This is a genomic window from Vreelandella profundi, from assembly GCF_019722725.1.
In the GTDB taxonomy this organism is placed as follows: domain Bacteria; phylum Pseudomonadota; class Gammaproteobacteria; order Pseudomonadales; family Halomonadaceae; genus Vreelandella; species Vreelandella profundi.
The window spans coordinates 477,496-498,050 of the sequence record NZ_CP077941.1; the positions used below are offsets into that span (position 1 = coordinate 477,496).

Below are 20,555 nucleotides of genomic sequence, written 5' to 3' on the forward strand. Positions count from 1 at the left end.
TAAGTGCCGCCACAATTCAGACATTCGTACTTGGGGTCATCGCTTTGAAATTCGACGACAGTATCAGTGGGATACTCATTATCTGCTTCGGCAGCATAGTCATTTTTTTTGCTCAACAGTTACCGACCCTGCAGTTTATCGATTATGGTCCGGGCTTCTTTCCTACCTTGATCGGTATTGTGCTTGTTATATGTGGGTTATCTGTATTGGCAAAGCGGATTGTTTCCAGCGAAGGCAAGATAGCTACTTGGGTGCGCATCGATAGTGATCATAGTTTATGGAAATCGCTATTAACCATTGGCTTTGTGATTGCCGTTATTCTTTTTTATATCTTTACCGTCAAAATCCTTGGTTTTTTAGTAACGATGCCGCTGGTGCTTTTTGCATTATTGTTTTACTTCCACCGCCGTCTTGGTCGAGATATGGGCATTGCTGTTATTGGCAGCATTGCCTTCCATAGCTTTTTTTATCAGTTAATGTCGGTGCAGTTGCCTTGGGGCCTGTTAACACCGTTCGCGGGGACTCTGACATGGTAATGAATGCTCTGGCGTTGTTGTTCACGCCCACAACACTTGGTGTCATGCTCGCGTGCGCTCTTTATGGGCTAGTGATCGGCGCTATCCCCGGGTTTTCCGCTGCGATGGCAGTCGCCCTAATGGTTCCAGTCAGTTACTTTCTGGATCCTGTGCCCGCGCTAGCTGGCGTTGTCACTCTATGCGCTATGGGTATTTTTTCGGGAGATATTCCCGGCGCACTGTTACGTATTCCTGGAACTCCAGCTTCCGCAGCTTATGTTGATGAATCCTACAGAATGACTCAGAAGGGGCAGGCAGGGCTCGCTCTGGGAACAGGCTTAGTATGCTCGTCAATAGGGGGAATATTCGGCAGCATCGTATTGATTTTTGCAGCGCCCTCGTTAGGTAATTTAGCCCTACAGTTTAGCTCAGTTGAGTATTTCTGGTTGGCTTGCATGGGCTTGACCGCAGCGATTGCCGTCTCTCAAGGGTCAACCGCTAAGGGAGTTGTTTCCTTAAGCCTTGGTTTGTTGATTGCGATGGTGGGCCTTGATCCTGTATCTGGACAACCTCGTTTCGCCTTCGGCACGGAATATCTCTCCGGTGGGCTAGGCTTTATACCGGTGCTAATCGGTTTATTTGCCTTGTCAGAAGTCTTTCGGTTTGCGCTGTCGCCAAAGGTCGATGAGCTTGCGCCGGTAGGCAAGTTAAATGATGTTTTTCGGGGAGTGCTGACTGAGATTAAGCGGATGGGATTTCAGATACTGCAGGGTTGCGGCATTGGAACCCTGGTTGGCGCTATTCCGGGAGCTGGAGCTGACATTGCCTCATATATCGCTTATGCCAGCACGAAGAAACAATCCCGTCACCCGGAAAAGTTCGGCACTGGGATTGTCGATGGCATAGCATCAGCCAGTGCTGCCAATAATGCGTCGATTGGTGGAGCTCTCGTCCCGGCCACAGTGTTTGGTATTCCTGGTGACAGCCTGACTGCTGTGATTATAGGCGTCCTTTATATGAAAGGGCTTAACCCAGGGCCTACCGTTTTTCTGACGCAAGGTGATCTTATCACCGCAGTCTTTCTTGCTTTTTTACTCGCCAATATTCTGATTGTACCGTTTGGTTATCTTGCGATCCGCATTTTCAAGCACATTCTAGCCGTACCGCGAACGATTTTAATGCCACTAATCATCGCGGCTTGCATTATCGGTGCGTTCGCGGTGGAAAATACGGTGTTTGCCGTCGTGACAATGCTGTGCGCCGGTATACTTGGCTTTTTCATGGAAGAAAATGGTTTTCCGCTTGCGCCAGCGATTCTCGGCGTCGTATTGGCTCCCATCGTTGAAGAGAATTTTCTTAATACATTGGTAAAATCTAATGGCGATATGCTGGTCTTCTTCAGTCGCCCTATCGCCTTGGCTCTAGCAGTAATTACTATCGCTATCTGGGTGGTTCCTCCCTTGCTAGCGCTTCTACGTCGCAATACAGGCAGAGTTAAACCAACATGAGCGGATCTTACGGTTCTACTATATCAACGCTTTTCTCGCGTGCAGAGGAGGCCTATACGATCATCGAAGAGATGATCGTGACATTGACCCTAGTACCGGGGGAGATTCTGACGGAGCAGGCACTCTGCGAGCGGCTCGATATGGGTCGAACACCTATTCGGGAAGCGTTGTTAAGACTTAAGCAAGACTATTTGCTTAGTGTTCTGCCCAGGCAGGGGATTTTTATCCAGCCGATTGATACGACGACAGCTCTTGAGGCTTTAGATGTTCGCCAGCATGTTGAAGGACTGCTTATCAGACGCGCGAGCCAACTGGCTAGCGATAGCCAACGGCAAGAGTTCCTGCGTATGGCCGACCAGGCCGAAGAGGCCTTAAAAAGAGCCGATAACGTAGCTTTCTCACAGATTGATAAGCGTTTTAACGAACGAGTGTGCGAAGCAGCCAGGCACGCTGTTGCTGCTAAGACCATCATGCCATTGCATGCGGTATCACGCCGAATTGGCTTTTTCTTATCACAGTTCGCGGATTTGGGCCTAGCTGATACGGGGCTGCCCCACGTAGAAATCATGCGGGCAATCGCTGAGGCCGATGTGGATACTGCACTAGCTGCGCTAGGCGTGCTGCACCGGCGTACGCGCGAGCAGACCCTTGCTATCGAACGAGAAGGGTTACTTGATCGAGCTAACAAGTGATCGAATCATTGTTGCTGCCGGTGCCCGTTAATGCTTATTCATAAGGATGAAACTGTATATATGCCCCGATCTAATATAATCCTAGTAGGTGCTTATTCTCCCCAACAGCGTGAACGGCTAGAAAGTCGTTTTATCACGTGCTCTGTTGATACTCCGCAGCAGTTGACGAGTCTCGCTAGCGACGAGCGGAGGGCCTGTGCAGCAGTTGCCTGTCATGGTCACTCCCCTTTTGGTGCTGCTGAAATGGATGCGCTTCCCAGCTTGCGCCTGATTGCCAACTTTGGTGTGGGTTATGACGATATCGATATCGACGCGGCTACGAGCCGCGGTATCACGGTGACTAATACGCCCAACGTGTTAAATGATGATGTCGCTGACTTGGCCGTCGGGATGTATTTAGCCCTCAAACGTCGCCTTATTGCTGGTGATCGCTGGGTTCGTAGCGGAGACTGGGCGCGTATTGGCTCATTTCCGCTGAATGCACATACCAGCGGTCTGCGTGTTGGAATATTAGGAATGGGGCGGATAGGTAAGGAAATTGCTGACCGCATGGTAGCGTTCAAAGCCACCGTGCATTACCAATCACGTCAGGCCAAACAAGTACCCTCTGATTGGGTTTATCATGCCGATGCCATCGATCTAGCACGCTCGGTGGATGTTCTGTTTGTAACGGTAGTGGGTGGAGATGAAACTCGCCATTTCGTATCGGCTGAGGTACTCAGTGCATTACCTAGCGATGCCGTCGTGATCAATGTTTCCAGAGGCACAGTGATTGATGAGGATGCGCTAATTCAGCGTCTGCAAGGCGGATTTTTAGCGGGCGCTGCGCTTGATGTCTTTGCAACTGAGCCGCATGTGGATCCGCGGTTGTGCGATCAAGAAAATGTCTTGCTTCAGCCCCATCAAGGTTCGGGTACTATTAATACGCGTGAATCCATGGGGGATTTGCAGTACGCTAATATTCTTGCCTTCACCGAAGGTAACGAGCTAATAACGCCTGTTAATTGATATACAAAATTGCGCTAATTGTCTCCCAACAGCAACAGCGGAGTAGACCGCAGAAAGAGGTCTAGTTATAGGATGCAGGAGGCGTCTGTTGTGTATCGAATAGCCTGCTATTTACCGTAATTTAAATCGCTATATAAACCGTGCTAGAAGCAAGACGGGATTACAGGCTAATTCCACTGATGGTTGCTCCATATAGTCAACGTGATACTTTCCTGACGCCCACAATGCTGGAAATCGACACTGCCAGTACCGATAGTAAAATCAGCGCTAACGCGGGAATGAGGACTGCCCAGGGTGCGCGCTCGATGTAGGGCATGCCCTCGGCGAGTATCAGCCCCCACTCTGGCGAAGGCGGGCGCGGCCCAAGGCCAAGAAAGCCTAGGGCTGCTAGAGCTAGCGCGACCCCCGGTAAGCGCAGCATGGAATGGCGAAACACTGGGCCAAACACTGCCGGCAGAATGTAGCGGCTCATCAGACGAAAATGGCCTACTCCTAACATCGGCGTAATGCGCACATGGGGCTGGGCTTTGACTTCGGCCACCAGCGCCGCCGTGTGCGCAGCAAGTGGTGCCCAGGCCACGGCAGTCACCGCAATAATAGCGCCGCTGGCGCTTGGCCCCATCAGGCCTGCGACGATAAGTCCTGCAATGGTGGGGGGCGTTGCCTTGGTGATCTCAATGGGGCCGGTTGCCAGCTTGGGAGCTAGACCAATTAGCAGACCCAGCCCAAGTGAAAAGAATACCACTACCGTGGCCATACCCATGGTAGACAGTGCCCCGTGGGCCACCCGCGCCAAAATATCACGGCCCGTGCCGTCGGCACCTAGCGGTAGAGCCAAGCTTGGCGGCTCCAAACGCATAAAATTGGAGTTAAACGGATCGCGAGTAATCCCCGTCGCCACCAGTATGAACAGGAGCAAAATAGCGATGGTGGGAACGATCCACGCCCGGCGCTGAATGCTCTGCTCGCTATGCGCCACCGGCAATGCTCCAAGCCTGAAGGCGCGGCCTAGTAGAAGCGCGCGGCCAATATTGGCCAGACTGCCAAGCACAATGGCAATAATCAGCAGAATAAGAATGCCGGTTTGCAGGGCGGGCATGTCCTGGGCCGATGCCGCACCAAGGGTTGCTCGACCAAGGCCTGGAATCGAGAACACCTGCTCTACGGCAATAGCACCGCCCGTAAGACCTACCATCACCATACCCACCTGGGGCATTAAGCTTGGCAGGGTGCGGCGCAGGGCTGCCAGGGTAATCCGGATGCGGGAAAAACCAGCCACATTCCAGGTAGCCACCCAGCGTTCTGTAAAGGTGGCCGAAAGGCCGTCGCTAAACAAATGTCCCAATAGGCCACCTGCCGGAATACCCAGGGCGAGGGCAGGCAGTATGGCGTAGCTGAAACCGCGCCACCCATAAGGTGGCAACCAGTTTAGCCAGGCGGCAAATATCACCAGCAGTACTGAGGCAAGTAGAAACTCGGGGAGCGCTGTCAGCGTTGCGCCAATGGCCCCAGATGAGCGGCTGACTTGGCCATTTAAGCCGCGGCGAATCACGGGCACACAAATCAGCGTCGCAGTAACCACTGCCACCAGCATGCCGAACGACATAAGCATGAGAGAAACCTGGGCGCTTTTCAGCATGCCCGGCAGCACTGGCGCGCCAGAAATCCAGGAGTTCCCTGCATCGCCATGCAGAAGCCCCATCAGCCAGCTCTGCAGCTTTTCGAAGGGGCCAACGTCCAGCCCCAGCTGGGCTCGAATGGCGGCGAGTACCTCGGGCGTAGCTTCCTGTTCGGCTGAGCGTGCCCGCAAGATGCTCAGTGCTGGATCCCTGCCGGATAACCATGGCAGTAGCCCGACTAGCACGATCACGCTTGCTAATGTCATCAGCCGAGAGAGCAGTGGAATAAAAGGCGCTATGTGCAAGCTGCGCCAAAGACGCAGCGATGTTGCAGTTGTCATGCGCAGGGTACCCTTAATACTCACTATCGGCGTCGATGGACGTTTTTTCAGTGATCAGCACTCGCTCGCGGGGGTCACGCTCCGCGTTGGAAACACGTGCTGATTCGCCCTGAATGACACGCTCATGGAGCATCGGGATGGCTGCATCGGTGCGTAAAATGGCCGCTTCAGCTTCGATGATTGCCTGACGGCGCGCGTCACCCGTGGGCAGTACGGCGGCTGTGGCTAGCGCCTCGTCCACGGCAGGATCGCATAGCTGGGCGATATTGAATGAGCCTGCGCAAGCAAAGTCGCTAAACATATAGGCAACCGGGTCGCCGGAGTCGAGGACGGTGGCACGCGAGAGGATAAAGGCGTCAAACTGGCCCGCTAACGCATCCGCTTCAATATGCGCGTACTCACGCACTTCCTGGTTAACGGTGAAGCCTGCACGGGTGAGCTGTTGCTCAAGCAGCACGGCGACTTCGGGAAGCTCCGCGCGATCAGTAAAGGTCGCTAGCGTAATCTCCGTACCATTTGGCTCGGTAGGCTCGGTGCGTTGCCCAATTGGCGTGCGGTAATCGCTTGCCCACGCTAGCGCCGGGCCAAGTAGTCCTTCAGCGATATCCGCGCGACCTTCGTAAACGGTATTCACGATAGTGGAGCGGTTAACTGCTTCACGCACGGCGGCTCGCAGAGCAGGGTCGGTCATGGGGCCTGATTCGGTATTCAGGTACAGCGTATTGGTGCGCGGCATGGGCACTTCGTGGACTAACTCAGGGTCGAGCAGGGCGACCTGAGATACCGGGATGGCTTCCACCACATCGGCCGCACCCGTTCTCAACGCTGCCGCACGGGCAGTGCCATCCGGCACGTAGTCGGCATCAATACCGGCCACTGCGGCTGGCTCGCCCCAGTAGTCGTCAAAGCGGTCTAGCCGAGCGCTGGTGGTGCCGTTGATCTCTTTCAGTACAAAGGGGCCGGTGCCTGCTTCGATAGGGTTAATCCGGCCATCTTCGCCGTAGGCGCTAGCGGCGAGAATCGCCAGCTGCGGGCTGGAAAGACGGTTGGGGATCAGCGGATCTTCTCTTTCTGTGCGTACGATCACCGCCTTATCACCATCGGCTTCAACGGTCATGCTCACACCGTCTAAAATCCTCGGCTTAGGAGCGGCCTGAGTAGCGGCGGTGAGAGAATTGACGACGTCTTGCGCGGTTAGCTCGCTGCCATCATGAAACATTACACCGTCGCGAATCACAAAGCGCCAAGTGTTGGCGTCCAGCTGTTCCCATTCGGTGGCTAGAAAAGATTGGGGATCGCTGTTGGCGTCCAGGCGAATCAGCGTTTCCGCCATGCTCCAACGGGATAGCTTAAAAGCATCGTCGGAAAGTGGCGTTAATCCTGAACGCGGCGGCTGTAACATCGCCACGCTAATGCGCTCACCTGATTCAGTGGAGGAGGTATCGCGCTGCTCATCAAAACAACCGGTAAGCAAAAGAGGAGCGGCAAGGGCAGCGGGCAAAGACAGGCGAAGCGAGCGGCGTAGCATCGTAATGAATCCTAACAGTAGGTGGAAAATAGTGAGAGAAGGGGGATAAGCGATGACAACACCTTATTTGGTGCAAATGCTTTAACACTGCATGGAGCCAAAGGGGTTAATCAAAAAAGTCGTGGAAGATTTACAACAATGCCTCTACCTCTGCTGCATTGCAGTTTGGAAACGCGCAGGTAGGCAGCTGTGACACGGCATTAATTAGTGACAGCGTGACCGCATGGCGGGGGGTGCTCCACAGCGCTGCCGTTGGACGATCTTCAACAATATTGCCGTCATCCATCACCAGCGTGCGCTGGCAAAGTTTTGTGACCACCGCTAAATCGTGAGACACCATCAGCAGCCCCGTGCCACTTTCATCGCATAGCTTTTTCAGCACGCTAATAACCTGCGCGCGAACCGGTAGATCAAGGCCACTAAGCGGTTCATCGGCCAGCAAAAAACGTGGGCGGGTAGCAATCGCCCGAGCTATGGCGACCCGTTGGGCTTGGCCACCGGAAAGTTCATGGGGTTGGCGGTCCAAAAACTTCGCATCTAGCCCAACCTGTTCCAGTGCTTCCCGGGCGCGCGCTTCTGGGTTGCAGTCGACACGCAGCCGGATGAGCGGCTCGGCTACCAGGGCGCGAACACTCATCCGCGGGTCAAGCGATGAGACAGGGTCTTGGGGAATATACTGCACTGCCTGGCGGTACCACCTGAGCTGAGCCGCAGAGCCGGGGCGCACCGTTCTATGCTGGCAGGTTATTGAGCCGGCATCAGGCGCTTCAATAGCCAATAGCGCGCGCAGCAGAGTCGTTTTTCCCGAGCCGGATAAACCCACTAGCCCCACCCGCTCGCCAGGATAAAGCGTGAGGTCGATATTGTTCATGACCTGCTTACGCTCACCTCTTCGCCAAAAAACGTCGCGGGGCAGTGAAATGTGTTTAGTTAGTCCGCGAGCCGAGATAAACGCTTCTCTGCCGTTCAAGTTAGCTCTTTTATTAAGTGATAGCGGGCTTGGCATCTAGGCGCTCTTTAAAAGGTCATTCGAGGCTAAAAAATCTACAGATGCCAAGATGTCGGCGTTGGGCAACTCGGAGGGTTGCACGCTATGTGCGGCGGTGACTAACTCCTGAGTGAAGGAATGCTGCGGAGCAGTAATTAGAGCCTCTAAGTCGCCGCTTTCGATCATTGCGCCACGCTCAATAATCACCGCACGTTGGCAAAGCTGTGAGGCCGCATGGAGGTCGTGGGTAATAAATAGCATGGCGGTGCCTGAGTCGCCGGTATGGTCGCGTAAGACGCGCAGTACCTGCGCTTGGGTGACCACATCCAGTGCGGTGGTAGGCTCATCGGCGACCATTAACGATGTTTTGCACGCCATAGCCAGGGCAATACAGACCCGCTGGCGCTGGCCGCCGGAAAGCTCCGCTGGGGTGCGTTTTATTAACCGCTGCGGGTCTGGCAAACCCATAGCTGCTAACAGCTTCACGGCCGCTTGGGTCGCGGTTTTGCGCGGCAGGCCATGATGGCGTGAAAAAGGCTCGCGTAACTGGAATCCAATTGAAACCAGAGGGTTAAGCGCTGAAAGGGAGTCCTGAAACACCATCGAAACGCGCGTTTCAGCACGTCGCCGTGCGGCGGGTATTGCAATGGCTTCTTGGCCTTGAATGCGAATGCTGCCTGATACCTGTGCATTAGCCGGTAAAAGCCCCAGGACTGCTTTTGCCGTAAATGATTTACCCGACCCTGATGCACCTAACAGGCAGACGCGTTCGCCGGGCATGACATCGAAGGAGAGCCCATCGACGACCTGCTGACCGTCAATTTGAATATGAAGATCACGCACTGATAATACAGGGGCGCTGCACATTGACACTATCTCTTGCTGAGCTATTCAATTGCTATTAATAGTTATGATATAACGTTTTTGTGGGATGCAGCAATATTAGTTTCAATGCAAAGAAGTAGGCGGAGGCGTTGGCTGGTCAATCAACAGGTATAAAAAAAGCGCTGAACAGATCAGCGCTTTATGGTTACTAGGCGGCGTTAGTCACCTGATTATGGTCAATTATTTTGAGACGGTGGCGAAACTTTCCTCACCCGTAACAAAATTTTCTGCCGGTTCATCAACGCTAAAGGTTGTGCGGCTTAGGCGACGAACGCGCTTCATAAATAACGCAATGCAAAGCAGTGTTCCTAGCGCCGCCACAAAGTAGCTGGTGTTCAGCGGCAGACCAAAGCCAATCGGCGCGTAGGCTAGGTAGGTGAAGGTCGCCATGGTCATAAAGGTGGCTGGAATCGATGTGATCAAATGAGGCTTACGCGACAGTACCAAGTACATGGTACCTACCCACAGGGCAATAACCGCGGTGGTTTGGTTTGCCCAGGAGAAGTAGCGCCACAGCAGCGTGAAGTCCATGTGCGTTAATGCATAGGACACAACAAACAGTGGAAGAGCCACCATAATGCGCTTAACCATCGGCTTTTGGTCGACTTTAACGTAGTCGGCGATAATCATCCGCGCGCTGCGAAAAGCGGTGTCACCAGAGGTGATCGGCAGCACAATAACGCCGAGTATAGCCAGCGTGCCGCCTACAGCGCCGAGCATGGTGGTAGAAACTTCGCTAACCACGGCAGCAGGGCCACCGGCGGCAAGTACGTCAGACAGCGTTTGGTCGCCGTAGAACAGGCTCATAGCAGCGGCGGCCCAAATCATCGCGATCACACCTTCTGTGATCATCATGCCGTAGAAGATTTTGCGTCCATTGGTTTCGTTTTGCGTGGTGCGCGAAATGATCGGTGTTTGAGTGGCATGAAAGCCGGAAAGTGCGCCACAGGAGATCGTTAAAAACAGCAGCGGGAAGATAGGGGCTGCTTCAGGGTGCATATTTTCGAAAGACAGTTCGGGAATGGGCGCGCCGGTGACAATCAAGCCAATGCCGATACCGGCCGCACTGAACAGCAGTAGCGCACCAAAGTAAGGGTAAATACGGCCGATGATTTTATCGATCGGCAGTAGTGTCGCGACCAAATAGTAAATAAAGATGGCGACGATAATTAACGTCATCGACAGCGAGGTCATATTCGCTAGCAGCGCAGCGGGAGAGGTGACAAAGACCGTGCCGACCAGCAGTAGTAGCAAAATGGCGAAGGCATTAACGACGTGCTTCATCGCTTTACCGAGAAATTTGCCCGCTAGTTGAGGTAAATGAGCACCGTGGTTACGGATTGAAATCATGCCGGTTAGGTAATCGTGCACAGCGCCGGCAAAGATGCAGCCGACCACAATCCATACAAAGGCAACCGGGCCGTAAAGCGCGCCAAGAATAGGGCCAAAAATAGGTCCCACGCCGGCAATATTTAATAATTGAATAAGTGAGTTACGCGTAGTGTTCATCGGCACATAGTCGATGTCATCACGCATGGCGAATGCTGGTGTGCGTCGCTTGCGGTCGGTAACGAACACGCGCTCAACGAACTTCCCGTAGGTAAAGTAGCCCGCTATTAGCAGCAGGATCGATACAATAAAGGTGATCATCTAAGGTACCTAGAGTAGTTAGAGGGATTAGCCGGAGTCGGCAAGACGCTTACTAGCATGCTACCTGTACACCAGCGGTTACTTTTAAACCGAGATGAATGTACAGATAAGGCCCGTAGATCACAGCTAGACTTTAGTTGTTAATTTTCGATAAACCTTCAATAAAACGGGCAGCCACTGGCTGCCCGTTTTTGATGCTGAAGTGAATGCTTGTCTTAAGACTCAACGACACCACAGGCCATGCGAGCGCCGCCACCGCCAAGATGGGGCTCATCCTTATAGGTATCGCCGCCTGCGTGGATCATGATGCTACGGCCCGGCATATCTTCCATGCTAAGGCGCGGTGCCAACACGGGAAGATTGGCTTCGCCGTCTTCATTAACCGTTAGCACCGGCAGGTCACCCAAATGGCCTTCGCCGTAGGGGCCAAGGTGGGTATCCGTTTCTTCCGGATCATAGTGGCCGCCTGCGGCTTGCGCCGCGGTCATTTCGCCGTCGTCATTCTCGGCAGGATCGCAGCTGGCGTTCTGGTGAACGTGGAAGCCGTAAACACCGGGCTCCATATCCGTGAGTGACGGGGTGAGCAATAAACCGTGCTCCGTGCTTTCCAGTGAAACGGTGCCAATCGACTCTTCAACACCATCAACGCTGACTTTATGCATTTCAACATCAAGGGTGTCGTTTGCCTGCGCCGCAGCACTGGCGAGCAGTAATGAGGCGGCAATGCCGGTAAGGGAAGCTGTAAAGCGCATAGTGATTTCTCCTTCCTAATCCATGGAAACGCTGTGGCAGCGTTGCCTATTTAAGGTAGCTGCCACAACACCACTATGCCAACGAACGATGTAAAGCGCTACTCAGGGCCGTTACCTGATGTCTTCCAGCCGATGGCTTAGCCTGTGCTCAGCTAGCCAACCATGCCACAGAAGAGCATTTCGTCATAAACGCCATCTAAAAGGATTATCGTATCAAGCGGATGACATCTCGCAGCCAAGCCGCGACAATGGCGCCCTATTTACAAAAACAGTTTTTATAAACAGCTTTTATAAGCAGCTTTTATAAATAGTTTTTGTAAATAGTTTTTAGATAACCGTTCTAGACCGTTTTTGTCGCTAGCTTTTACCGGGGAGCGTTATGACGCCACTCACTATCCTCTATCAGGATGAGTATCTCGTTGCGATGCATAAGCCATCGGGGCTTTTAGTGCACCGCTCGGCGCTAGCGCGTGGCGAAACAGAATTCCTGCTCCAGCGGTTGCGCGATCAGCTTGGTAAGCGGGTATATCCCGTTCACCGGTTGGATCGGCCTACCTCTGGCGTGATCGTATTTGCGCTTTCATCAGCAGTGGCGGGGCTGCTCAGCGAGGCCTTTAGCGAGCGCCAGGTCGAGAAACGCTACCTCGCCGTAGTGCGTGGCAACGCCCCTGAAAGCGAGCGTTTAGACTATCCGCTACGGGAAGAGGACGGCACGCGGCCTAAGGCGGAAATGCCCGCAATGCCTGCGATGACCGATATTCGCCGCTTGGATAGCGTCGAACTGCCTGTTCAGGTCGACCGCTATTCGGTGGCGCGTTACTCGCTGGTGGAAGCGCGGCCGCTGACCGGGCGTCGCCATCAAATTCGTCGCCATCTTTCTCGACGAGGCTATCCCATTATTGGCGATGCCAAACATGGCAAAAGTGTCCACAACCGTTTTTTTGCCGAGCAGCTGGGCGCGCCGCGCTTACTACTGGCCGCTACTTATTTAGCCTTCGATCATCCGATGTTAGATAAACGCGTACAGTTAAGCTGTGCCGTGGACGACACCATGATCACGCTGTTTAATCATCTTGGCTGGGCCGGACACTTACCGTTGGATAGTGTGCGTACGCCACCTCACACACCGCTTTCAGCCCTCCAAGCGCTATGAGTGATCCCGCTATGTCCTCCGCGATTTCAGCTGCTAATCCGCCAGCCTCTGCCGACTACGACGCTCGCTTTGGCGGAATTCGTCGCCTTTACGGTCAGCGCGCTGTTGACGTGTTTCGTCATGCTCACGTGGTGGTGGTGGGTGTCGGCGGGGTGGGAAGCTGGGCCGTTGAGGCGCTGGCGCGTTCGGGGATTGGCAAGCTGACGTTGATCGACCTGGACGACGTTTGCGTCTCTAACGTTAACCGCCAGCTGCACGCGCTAGATGGCACTATAGGCCAGCCTAAAGTGGAGGTGCTGGCAAGCCGGTGCCGCCTGATTGCTCCTGAGATCGAGATCGTTGCCGACAGCGCTTTTGTAACACCTACCAATCTGGCCGAGCGTATCCCTGATGACGTCGACCATGTGGTAGACGCCATCGACAGCGTGATCGCCAAGGCCGCGCTCATTGCCTGGTGCAAACGCCGCAAAATTCCGATTACCGTGACCGGCGCCGCCGGCGGGCAAACCGACCCGACGCGCATCCAGGTTGCTGACCTTACTCGCACCGAGCACGACCCGCTGCTATCTAAAGTGCGCTCACGACTGCGCCGTGACTACGGTTTCTCCCGCAACCCCAAGCGGCGCTTCTCGGTAGAGTGCGTCTACTCCGACGAACAGCTGGTGTATCCCAGCGGCGACGGTGAAGTGTGCCTGCAAAAGCCCGGCAGTGGCGAAGCTACGCGCTTAGACTGCGCGTCAGGCTTCGGCGCCGCCACCTTTTTAACCGGCACCTTTGGCTTTGTCGCCGCCTCAAAAGTGCTCGAACGGCTCGCTAAAAAAGCCCATGCCGCCCATAAGGAATCACCATGACCGCTCCCGTTCCCGGCATCTACCGTCATTACAAAGGCAGCCTTTACGAAGTGCTCGGCACCGCCCAGCACAGCGAAAGTGAAGAGTGGCAGGTGGTTTACCGCGCTCTTTACGGCGACTACGGCCTGTGGGTGCGCCCGCTTGAGATGTTCACTGAAACAGTCACTAAAGAAGGCCGCACGCAGCCGCGCTTTGCGCTGGAGAAAGCGTTCTAGCCAGCCGCTAATTGTTCAGTAACGCCGTCATTTGACGTCGCCATCTGGTTACAGTTTGGCGGCATTTTTATGCGCGCTATTGTATATATTCCATAATTAGATATGTTTATAACAATTATTTTCGCGCGACTGTTATGTTTCACCGCGCAGCGGTACACGCATTTAGGAGACAAGCATGAAGACCTTTGCACTTTCTCAAAACACAGGTGCAGGCACACCCGATGTGGCGGGTTTTTTTGATTCCCGTACCTTTAGCGTGCAGTACATCGTTAGCGACCCGGCCACCCGGCAGTGCGCGATTATTGATCCGGTATTGGATTTTGATGAAAAATCTGGCGCGACAGCGACTTTCTGTGCTGACGCGTTGTTAGCCTATATAGAAGAGCAGCGACTCACGGTCGCATGGATTTTAGATACTCACCCTCACGCCGACCACTTTTCTGCCGCGCAGTATTTAAAACACAAAACCGGCGCGCCGACGGCCATTGGCCAGCACATCACCAGCGTGCAGGCGCTGTGGAAGGACATCTATCACTGGCCTGAAATGCCTGCCGATGGCCGGCAGTGGGACACGCTGTTTGCCGAGGGCGACACGTTTCAAATTGGCGAGCTAAGCGCCAAAGTGCTGTATTCTCCTGGCCATACGCTGGCGTCGATTACCTACGTGATTGGCGACACCGCGTTTGTCCACGACACTCTGTTTCAGCCCGATTTCGGTACCGCGCGGGCTGACTTTCCTGGCGGCGATGCAAAGTCGTTGTGGGACTCTATCCAGCAAATTCTTGCACTGCACAGTAAAACGCGCCTTTTCACCGGCCACGACTATATGCCGGGCGAGCGCGACCCTGAATGGGAAAGCAGTGTCGCGGAGCAGCGCGCGGATAACCCACACCTAGTGGGCAAAAGCGCCGACGACTACATTGCTCTACGTCATAAGCGCGATAGTGAGCTGCCAATGCCTAAGCTGATTCTGCACGCGCTGCAGGTGAATACCCTGGGTGGTCGTTTGCCGAAGCCTGAGGCCAACGGCAAGCGCTATCTCAAAATCCCTCTAGATGCCCTAGATGGCGCGAAGTGGGGCTAGCGTTAGCGCCACTGCAAGAGCACTTATTATTTTTAGGAGCGTGTCTTTCGTTGGTGAAAACGTCTTGAACCCGGTAGCGTGTTACTCCAAGACGTCACTCCACTTTAGGAAGATGCATGACTTCAACTTCTCCCCAGCAAACGCTGAAAGCCGTATTTGGGTTTGACGACTTTCGAGGCGGCCAGCAGGCGGTGGTGTCACGCGTATTGGAGGGGCACTCTACCGCGGCCATTTTCGCCACCGGTGCGGGCAAGTCGCTTTGCTATCAGCTGCCGGCGCTGCATTTGCCGCACTTAACCCTGGTGGTATCGCCGCTGCTGGCGCTCATGCAGGATCAGTTGGCGTTTCTAACGCGCCACGGCGTGGCAGCGGCCAGCATTGACTCCACTCAAGACCGCGAGACTGCGCGCGAGATAATGGAGCGCGCTAAAAGCGGTGAGTTAAAAATTCTGATGGTCTCAGTAGAGCGGCTTAAAAATGAGCGCTTTCGGCACTTTTTGCGCCAGGTTCAGATCTCGCTGTTAGTGGTTGATGAAGCTCACTGCTTGTCTGAGTGGGGGCACAATTTCCGCCCCGACTACCTTAAGCTGCCGGACTATCAGCGCGACTTTGCCATTCCCCAGGTGCTGCTGCTGACCGCTACCGCGACGCCCGCGGTGATTGCCGATATGCGCGAGAAGTTCGCCATCGCGCCAGACAACGTCGTTACCACCGGCTTTTATCGCCCTAATCTTGAGCTGCTGGTGGCGCCCGCCCTGCAAGACCGCGAGCAGCAGTTGATTGACTGGCTGAAGCCACAGATGCAGCCGGGCAGCGAAGCGCCGACGATTATTTACGTCACCCTTCAGCATACCGCCGAGCGCGTGGCGAAAGCGCTGGCGGCGCAGGGAATTGCTGCGCAGGCCTATCATGCAGGACTGGATTCACAGCGTCGCGATGAGATTCAGCGCCAGTTTATGGGCGGCGAATCGCCCTGTATCGTCGCCACGATTGCTTTTGGTATGGGGATCGATAAGGGCAATATTCGCAACGTGGTGCACTTTGACTTACCCAAATCGATTGAAAACTACAGCCAAGAGATTGGCCGAGCGGGCCGCGACGGCCAGCCTTCCACCTGTCTGACCATGGCCGGACGCGATGGCCTGCGGGTGCTAGAAAACTTCGTTTACGGTGATACCCCTGAATATGCCGGTATCTACCGTTTGCTTGAAGAGATTGTGGCGGCTGGAAACGCGCCAGATCGTCAGTGGGAAGTGCTGCTTAACACGCTGTCTCGCGATACCAATATCCGCTTGTTGCCGCTGAAAACGCTGTTGGTGCGGCTAGAAATGCACGGCATTATTGCGCCGCGCTTTGCCTTCTTAGCCGAATATCGGCTCTGCTACCACAGTGAGCCGGATGCTCTGGCTAGCCGTTTTGAAGACGAACGAGCGGCTTTTGTGCGGCTTATCATCGACAATGTTCCTGTGGCGCGGACATGGGGCACGGTCGATTTTGAACGCCTGCACAGCGCGGGGCAGGCACAGCAGATTGACGCCTCTCGCGCACGGGTCATTACGGCCCTTGAGTATTTTCAGGACAAAGGTTGGCTGACGCTGGAAGGCAAGCGGATGACCGACGTGTATGAGATTTGCCAGCCAGAAATCGCGATTGAAACATTGACCAACCAGCTTTATGAAGAATGCCTAACGAGGGAGCGCGCGGAGATTGAGCGGCTGCATTCAATGCTGGCGCTATTTGAATCGGAAAGCTGCTTAACCCGGCGGCTGGCCGAGCATTTTGGAGACAGCACCTTTGGAGACAGCACCTTTGCTGGGCAGGATCGCTGCGGGCACTGTTCGGCGTGCTACGGCAACCCTGTACGCCTGCCGGACTCACCGCCGCAGCCTGCGCTTTCGAATAACGACTTCACGCGCTACGCCGCGCCCTTCATTGAACGCCACACTGATCAGTTCGGCCAGCCGCCGAATGCACATCGGCTGGCGCACTTTCTGTGCGGATTAACAATGCCGATTTTTACACCGCTCAAAGCGCGAAGTCTTAACGGCTTCGCGGTCTTTGAGCAGCGTGGTTATCCTGATGTGCGTCAGTGGGCAGAGCAGAGGCTGGTCGGCTAGCCACTCGATGGTGGGGCCGGATTGTTGGGCGAGCAGCTCGACAATGGCGGGGTCTGCCTCGAAGCCATTCTATCCTCCGCCATTACGTCGGGGGAGTCGCTTACTCCGAGTGTGTGCTAAAAGTGCGTATTGGCGGCGAGAATGAAGCTCGGTGACGTTGCAGTGCTCTTGGTGCTGGGCACGTTTATGGAGCAGATTTCCATAATGATGCTCACCGTGCCGATCTTCTTTCCATTAGCACAGGCGTTAGGATTTGATCTGGTATGGTTCGGGATTATTGTCTTGCTGGCACTGGAAATCAGCTTCTCAACGCCGCCTTTAGGACTGCTGCTGTTTGTTATGAAAGGGGTAGCGCCTCCCGGCACGACCATGAGTGAAATTTACTCGGCCGCTATCCCTTACATCCTGTGTTCGATGCTGCTAGTGGCCTTGCTGATTGTGTTCCCCAGCCTGGCGACCTGGTTGCCCAGCATGCTGCAGTAACGGCGTTACTGTTAATGCAAAAAGAGAGGCATCGGCCTCTCTTTTTTTATGCGTACCTCACCGCAGTGACTTACTCCCAGGCGGGAAAAGGGTCGGGCAGCTGCTTCCATGCCGCCATGCCTTCCAGCAGTTCTGCCTCGCTTAGCAGGCAGGCATCCAGCGCTTCACGCATTTGGGTTTGATCCAGATTCTGGCCGATAAACACCAGCTCCTGGCGCATATCGCCAAACGGCTCCTGCCATTTCTCCATAATGAAGTGTCGCGTCTCAGGATCTTCCGGCCAGCTGGCTTCCGGTATGGCTTTCCAAAACATGCCGGCGGGGCCGTGGTGAGCGATGCCGCCCGCCTGGCTCCACTGACCGGCGGCCTGAGGGCGGGTGGCGAGCCAGAAAAAGCCTTTCGAGCGTAACAGCCCTTTGCCGAACCACTCTTGGTTGAGCAGGTCGTGGAATTTCTGAGGATGGAAAGGGCGGCGAGCGTGATAGGCAAAGCTGCCAATTCCGTATTCTTCGGTTTCTGGCACGTGCTCGCCGCGCATTTCTTTTAGCCAACCGGGTGCTAATTGAGCACGTTCAAAGTTGAATTTTCCGGTGTTGAGCACTTTATCTAGCGGTACCCCACCTTGGGTGATGGGCACCAACTCGGCATCAGGGTTTAACGAACGCAGTATGGCCTTTAAGGCTTGCAGCTCTCGATCGCTAATCAGATCGGTCTTGCTGATCAGCAGTACATCGCAGAACTCGATTTGATCGACCAGCAGATCCGCGACGTTGCGATCGTCGTCTTCGCCCAGGCTTTCGCCGGCATCAGCCAGGCTTTGCGCTTCGCGATACTGCTCAAGAAAATTAGCACCATCCACTACTGTGACCAGCGTATCCAGCCGCGCAACGTGGGAAAGGCTCTGGCCGCTTTCATCTTCAAAGGTAAAGGTTTCCGCCACGGGCAGCGGCTCGGAAACACCGGTGGATTCGATGACCAAGTAATCAAACCTGCCTTCCTTTGCCAGTTGGCTGACCTCTTCAAGAAGATCTTCACGAAGGGTGCAGCAAATGCAGCCATTGCTCATCTCCACCAAGCGCTCTTCAGAGCGGTTCAAGGCAACGTCGCCATCCAGCGTTGATTCACCCGGGCCGCCGCGCACCAGCGCCGCATCGATATTCACCTCGCTCATATCGTTGACGATCACCGCCACGCGGCGGCCTTCACGGTTAGCCAAAATATGGTTCAGTACGGTGGTTTTACCGGCGCCCAGAAAGCCGGAGAGCACGGTGACGGGTAAGAGGGAGAGTGCGGTCATTGCTAGGTCATCTCTAAACGGTTTGTGTTATGTGATAATATAACAATAAAGAGATATCTAGGGAAAGGCCTGTTTTGAAGGCGCCTGAGTTAGGTGTGTATTTGTTAAGCGTTCTCAGTGCTTATATTGCGTCGGACAGTAGCCTCGCAATACATCCGGCGAGCGCAACGCGATGTGCTTGGTGGCGCGGCCAGTGACGCGCTTACGCCACAGGCGAAACGAGGCGGGTTTTAGCTGGTGGCGCATTACTTCAATCACATCGGGTTCGGCAAGGCCAAACAGCGTCTCGATCGCTTCAAACGGCGTTCTGTCTTCCCAAGCCATTTCAATCACGCGCGACTGCTCGTCATCGGGTAAGCGGCGAAAGCGTTTAACGGGAGCTTTGGGCATTGATCACCTCGGTATATTTGAATGGTGGGCATGTTTATTGCGAGCAGTGTAACGCTTTTTAAAATACCAGCGCAGCGCATCAATCACGATAAAAACCGCCAGACTTACCCCTAACACCGGCAGCGCTAAGCCTAGAGCGATAGCGACTAAGCTCACGCTGAGCTTGGCAGTGAGCGGTAGCATGAGCCAGGGTTCGGCTATGGTGGGAAAGCGCTGGCCACTCGCTGCGCGCATTCGCCGCCATGCCGTTACATAACCCAGTCCTATCAGCGTGACCAGCCCCGCGGCGATTAGCGCTAGCACTAGCTGATTGGCGATTCCAAACAGTACCCCCATATGCAGATCAACGCCCCAGCGAGTGAGCTTGGCGGCTAAGGGGAAGGTGGCGAAATCCGTTTGATCGGTCACGGCCATGCTGCGTGGATGCAGTGCGACTTGGTCGACTTGTGTCGGCCAGCGTCGATCAATTTCTGCTACCCGCCACGCCTGGTTTTCATTTGTCGGCGGATAGAGCTGAATACGGTCGGCCGTTAAGCCGGCTGCCCGAGCGGCATTCAGCGCGCGGTCAAAATCCTCGGGCAGCAGCTGTACGCTGGTGGTAACGGGGGCTACATGGCCGTGATGCTCTGCGTGCTCATCGTGTGGCTGGCTGTCGGTGCCAATTAGCGCCGTTGAGGCACTGGGTGTGCTCCAGCCCCAGGCATTGCGCAGCTCCGAAATATTGCCGCCCGCCCACTGGGACCAGGTAAGCCCGGTTGCCGAAAAAAAGAGTAATCCTAGCGACAGGATCAGCCCTAGCATTGCATGGCGACGCCGCGTTGTCTGGCGCCCGGAAAGCGTTTTTAGCGAGCGGCGCTGCCAGGCCCACAGCAGGATGCCCCCTAGCGCGGCCAGCCAAAGCCACGAGGCGGCCAGCTCACTGTAAAGACGGCCAACATCGCCCATTAATAGCTGGCGATGAAAGTGATCAATAGCGGTGCGTAACGGTAAAATGCCGCTGGTGCCGTAAACCGTTGTGTCACCCGTGACGGCCAGCGAAATAGGGTCAACAAAGATCGCACGATGTTCCGAGGGGCCAAGGTCAGGCGCGTTAAACATCAGCCGAGTAGTATCGCCGAGCTGTGGTGCGGGGCGCACGGCGCTTGGCAGTGTCGAATGACCTAAGTGGCGTTGGACCGTATCAATCTGGGCGGCCAGCGGCTGAGGCTCGCCTTGGCTGACGCCATAGAGCGTGTCGTGATAAAGCCACTCTTCGAGTGGCGGGCTCAGCAGATAAGCAATCCCGGATAGCGCGGCGATGAGAATAAACGGCCCAACGAAGAGCGCAATATATAAGTGCAGACGACTAAGTAGCGCAAACAGTAGTTTGCCAGTGCGGACAGATGGGCGTTGTGTCATGTTTTAATCCGAGCTTAATCGACTAAATAGCTGCTCAGATTAAACAGTATCGTTAGCGATCACTAGTCAGCAGGCTGCGGT

19 protein-coding genes are annotated in these 20,555 nt (G+C 54.8%); 10 read left to right on the plus strand and 9 right to left on the minus strand.

Going from position 1 to position 20,555, the window contains the following annotated elements; translation table 11 throughout:
• Positions 1-44: 44 nt before the first annotated feature.
• From KUO20_RS02265 to KUO20_RS02280, 4 genes are read left to right on the plus strand one after another with little or no spacing between them, the layout of a single operon-like run.
• Positions 45-536 (plus strand): tripartite tricarboxylate transporter TctB family protein, encoded by a 492-nt coding sequence (locus KUO20_RS02265; RefSeq protein WP_235041294.1) that lies wholly within the window; start codon positions 45-47, stop codon positions 534-536.
• Entirely contained in the window at positions 530-2,023 is a 1,494-nt protein-coding gene (locus KUO20_RS02270; protein WP_235041295.1) for a tripartite tricarboxylate transporter permease, read from the plus strand. Before KUO20_RS02265 ends, KUO20_RS02270 begins: the two co-directional genes overlap by 7 nt.
• The gene (locus KUO20_RS02275; protein ID WP_235041296.1) at positions 2,020-2,715 is read left to right on the plus strand and encodes a GntR family transcriptional regulator; all 696 of its coding nucleotides are present in this window, start codon (positions 2,020-2,022) and stop codon (positions 2,713-2,715) included. Before KUO20_RS02270 ends, KUO20_RS02275 begins: the two co-directional genes overlap by 4 nt.
• Positions 2,716-2,775: 60 nt before the next feature.
• Positions 2,776-3,723, plus strand: coding sequence for a 2-hydroxyacid dehydrogenase (locus KUO20_RS02280; RefSeq protein ID WP_235041297.1), 948 nt, complete (start codon positions 2,776-2,778; stop codon positions 3,721-3,723).
• A gap of 196 nt (positions 3,724-3,919) precedes the next feature.
• Here the strand turns inward: KUO20_RS02280 and KUO20_RS02285 are convergent, their stop codons facing one another.
• From KUO20_RS02285 to sodC, 6 genes are all read right to left on the minus strand, one after another.
• Positions 3,920-5,683 (minus strand): ABC transporter permease subunit, encoded by a 1,764-nt coding sequence (locus tag KUO20_RS02285; protein WP_235041298.1) that lies wholly within the window; start codon positions 5,681-5,683, stop codon positions 3,920-3,922.
• A gap of 13 nt (positions 5,684-5,696) precedes the next feature.
• A complete protein-coding gene (locus tag KUO20_RS02290; RefSeq protein WP_235041299.1) occupies positions 5,697-7,211 on the minus strand; it encodes an ABC transporter substrate-binding protein in 1,515 nt (504 codons plus the stop codon).
• A gap of 130 nt (positions 7,212-7,341) precedes the next feature.
• A complete protein-coding gene (locus KUO20_RS02295; RefSeq protein WP_235041300.1) occupies positions 7,342-8,217 on the minus strand; it encodes an ABC transporter ATP-binding protein in 876 nt (291 codons plus the stop codon).
• The gene (locus tag KUO20_RS02300) at positions 8,218-9,066 is read right to left on the minus strand and encodes an ATP-binding cassette domain-containing protein (protein ID WP_235041301.1); all 849 of its coding nucleotides are present in this window, start codon (positions 9,064-9,066) and stop codon (positions 8,218-8,220) included.
• Between the two features lie 198 nt (positions 9,067-9,264).
• On the minus strand, positions 9,265-10,734 hold the full coding sequence (locus KUO20_RS02305; RefSeq protein WP_235041302.1) for a carbon starvation CstA family protein: 1,470 nt from the start codon (positions 10,732-10,734) through the stop codon (positions 9,265-9,267).
• Between the two features lie 215 nt (positions 10,735-10,949).
• A complete protein-coding gene (gene sodC, locus KUO20_RS02310; RefSeq protein WP_235041303.1) occupies positions 10,950-11,486 on the minus strand; it encodes a superoxide dismutase [Cu-Zn] SodC in 537 nt (178 codons plus the stop codon).
• Between the two features lie 379 nt (positions 11,487-11,865).
• Here sodC and KUO20_RS02315 point away from each other — a divergent pair, with 379 nt between their 5' ends.
• From KUO20_RS02315 to KUO20_RS02340, 6 genes are all read left to right on the plus strand, one after another.
• Entirely contained in the window at positions 11,866-12,639 is a 774-nt protein-coding gene (locus tag KUO20_RS02315) for a pseudouridine synthase (protein ID WP_235041304.1), read from the plus strand.
• An 11-nt stretch (positions 12,640-12,650) separates the two neighbouring features.
• Positions 12,651-13,490, plus strand: a complete 840-nt coding sequence (gene tcdA, locus KUO20_RS02320) for a tRNA cyclic N6-threonylcarbamoyladenosine(37) synthase TcdA (protein WP_235041305.1) — start codon at positions 12,651-12,653, stop codon at positions 13,488-13,490.
• Complete coding sequence (locus KUO20_RS02325; RefSeq protein ID WP_235041306.1) at positions 13,487-13,705, plus strand: DUF1653 domain-containing protein; 219 nt, start codon at positions 13,487-13,489, stop codon at positions 13,703-13,705. The genes tcdA and KUO20_RS02325 overlap by 4 nt, the downstream gene beginning before the upstream one ends.
• 175 nt (positions 13,706-13,880) lie before the next feature.
• Positions 13,881-14,789: an MBL fold metallo-hydrolase gene (locus KUO20_RS02330; protein ID WP_235041307.1), complete on the plus strand. Its 909-nt coding sequence runs from the start codon at positions 13,881-13,883 to the stop codon at positions 14,787-14,789.
• Between the two features lie 116 nt (positions 14,790-14,905).
• Positions 14,906-16,906, plus strand: coding sequence for a RecQ family ATP-dependent DNA helicase (locus KUO20_RS02335; protein ID WP_235041308.1), 2,001 nt, complete (start codon positions 14,906-14,908; stop codon positions 16,904-16,906).
• A gap of 141 nt (positions 16,907-17,047) precedes the next feature.
• On the plus strand, positions 17,048-17,389 hold the full coding sequence (locus tag KUO20_RS02340; protein ID WP_235041309.1) for a TRAP transporter large permease subunit: 342 nt from the start codon (positions 17,048-17,050) through the stop codon (positions 17,387-17,389).
• Positions 17,390-17,459: 70 nt separating this feature from the next.
• Here the strand turns inward: KUO20_RS02340 and zigA are convergent, their stop codons facing one another.
• From zigA to KUO20_RS02355, 3 genes are all read right to left on the minus strand, one after another.
• A complete protein-coding gene (gene zigA, locus KUO20_RS02345) occupies positions 17,460-18,686 on the minus strand; it encodes a zinc metallochaperone GTPase ZigA (protein ID WP_235041310.1) in 1,227 nt (408 codons plus the stop codon).
• Positions 18,687-18,800: 114 nt separating this feature from the next.
• Positions 18,801-19,076 carry a TIGR03643 family protein gene (locus tag KUO20_RS02350; RefSeq protein WP_235041311.1) on the minus strand — a complete coding sequence of 92 codons (276 nt, stop codon included), beginning with the start codon at positions 19,074-19,076 and terminating at the stop codon, positions 18,801-18,803.
• 3 nt (positions 19,077-19,079) lie between these two features.
• Entirely contained in the window at positions 19,080-20,474 is a 1,395-nt protein-coding gene (locus KUO20_RS02355; RefSeq protein ID WP_235041312.1) for a PepSY-associated TM helix domain-containing protein, read from the minus strand.
• Between the last annotated feature and the right edge of the window lie 81 nt (positions 20,475-20,555).

Coding starts and splice junctions, on each gene's coding strand:
- KUO20_RS02290 (WP_235041299.1), bottom strand. CDS start 7,211: ATGCTACGCCGCTCGCTTCGCCTGTCTTTGCCCGCTGCCCTTGCCGCT.
- KUO20_RS02325 (WP_235041306.1), top strand. CDS start 13,487: ATGACCGCTCCCGTTCCCGGCATCTACCGTCATTACAAAGGCAGCCTT.
- KUO20_RS02335 (WP_235041308.1), top strand. CDS start 14,906: ATGACTTCAACTTCTCCCCAGCAAACGCTGAAAGCCGTATTTGGGTTT.
- KUO20_RS02355 (WP_235041312.1), bottom strand. CDS start 20,474: ATGACACAACGCCCATCTGTCCGCACTGGCAAACTACTGTTTGCGCTA.
- KUO20_RS02330 (WP_235041307.1), top strand. CDS start 13,881: ATGAAGACCTTTGCACTTTCTCAAAACACAGGTGCAGGCACACCCGAT.
- KUO20_RS02285 (WP_235041298.1), bottom strand. CDS start 5,683: ATGACAACTGCAACATCGCTGCGTCTTTGGCGCAGCTTGCACATAGCG.
- KUO20_RS02280 (WP_235041297.1), top strand. CDS start 2,776: ATGCCCCGATCTAATATAATCCTAGTAGGTGCTTATTCTCCCCAACAG.
- tcdA (WP_235041305.1), top strand. CDS start 12,651: ATGTCCTCCGCGATTTCAGCTGCTAATCCGCCAGCCTCTGCCGACTAC.
- zigA (WP_235041310.1), bottom strand. CDS start 18,686: ATGACCGCACTCTCCCTCTTACCCGTCACCGTGCTCTCCGGCTTTCTG.
- sodC (WP_235041303.1), bottom strand. CDS start 11,486: ATGCGCTTTACAGCTTCCCTTACCGGCATTGCCGCCTCATTACTGCTC.
- KUO20_RS02270 (WP_235041295.1), top strand. CDS start 530: ATGGTAATGAATGCTCTGGCGTTGTTGTTCACGCCCACAACACTTGGT.
- KUO20_RS02300 (WP_235041301.1), bottom strand. CDS start 9,066: ATGTGCAGCGCCCCTGTATTATCAGTGCGTGATCTTCATATTCAAATT.
- KUO20_RS02295 (WP_235041300.1), bottom strand. CDS start 8,217: ATGCCAAGCCCGCTATCACTTAATAAAAGAGCTAACTTGAACGGCAGA.
- KUO20_RS02275 (WP_235041296.1), top strand. CDS start 2,020: ATGAGCGGATCTTACGGTTCTACTATATCAACGCTTTTCTCGCGTGCA.
- KUO20_RS02350 (WP_235041311.1), bottom strand. CDS start 19,076: ATGCCCAAAGCTCCCGTTAAACGCTTTCGCCGCTTACCCGATGACGAG.
- KUO20_RS02340 (WP_235041309.1), top strand. CDS start 17,048: ATGAAGCTCGGTGACGTTGCAGTGCTCTTGGTGCTGGGCACGTTTATG.
- KUO20_RS02305 (WP_235041302.1), bottom strand. CDS start 10,734: ATGATCACCTTTATTGTATCGATCCTGCTGCTAATAGCGGGCTACTTT.
- KUO20_RS02315 (WP_235041304.1), top strand. CDS start 11,866: ATGACGCCACTCACTATCCTCTATCAGGATGAGTATCTCGTTGCGATG.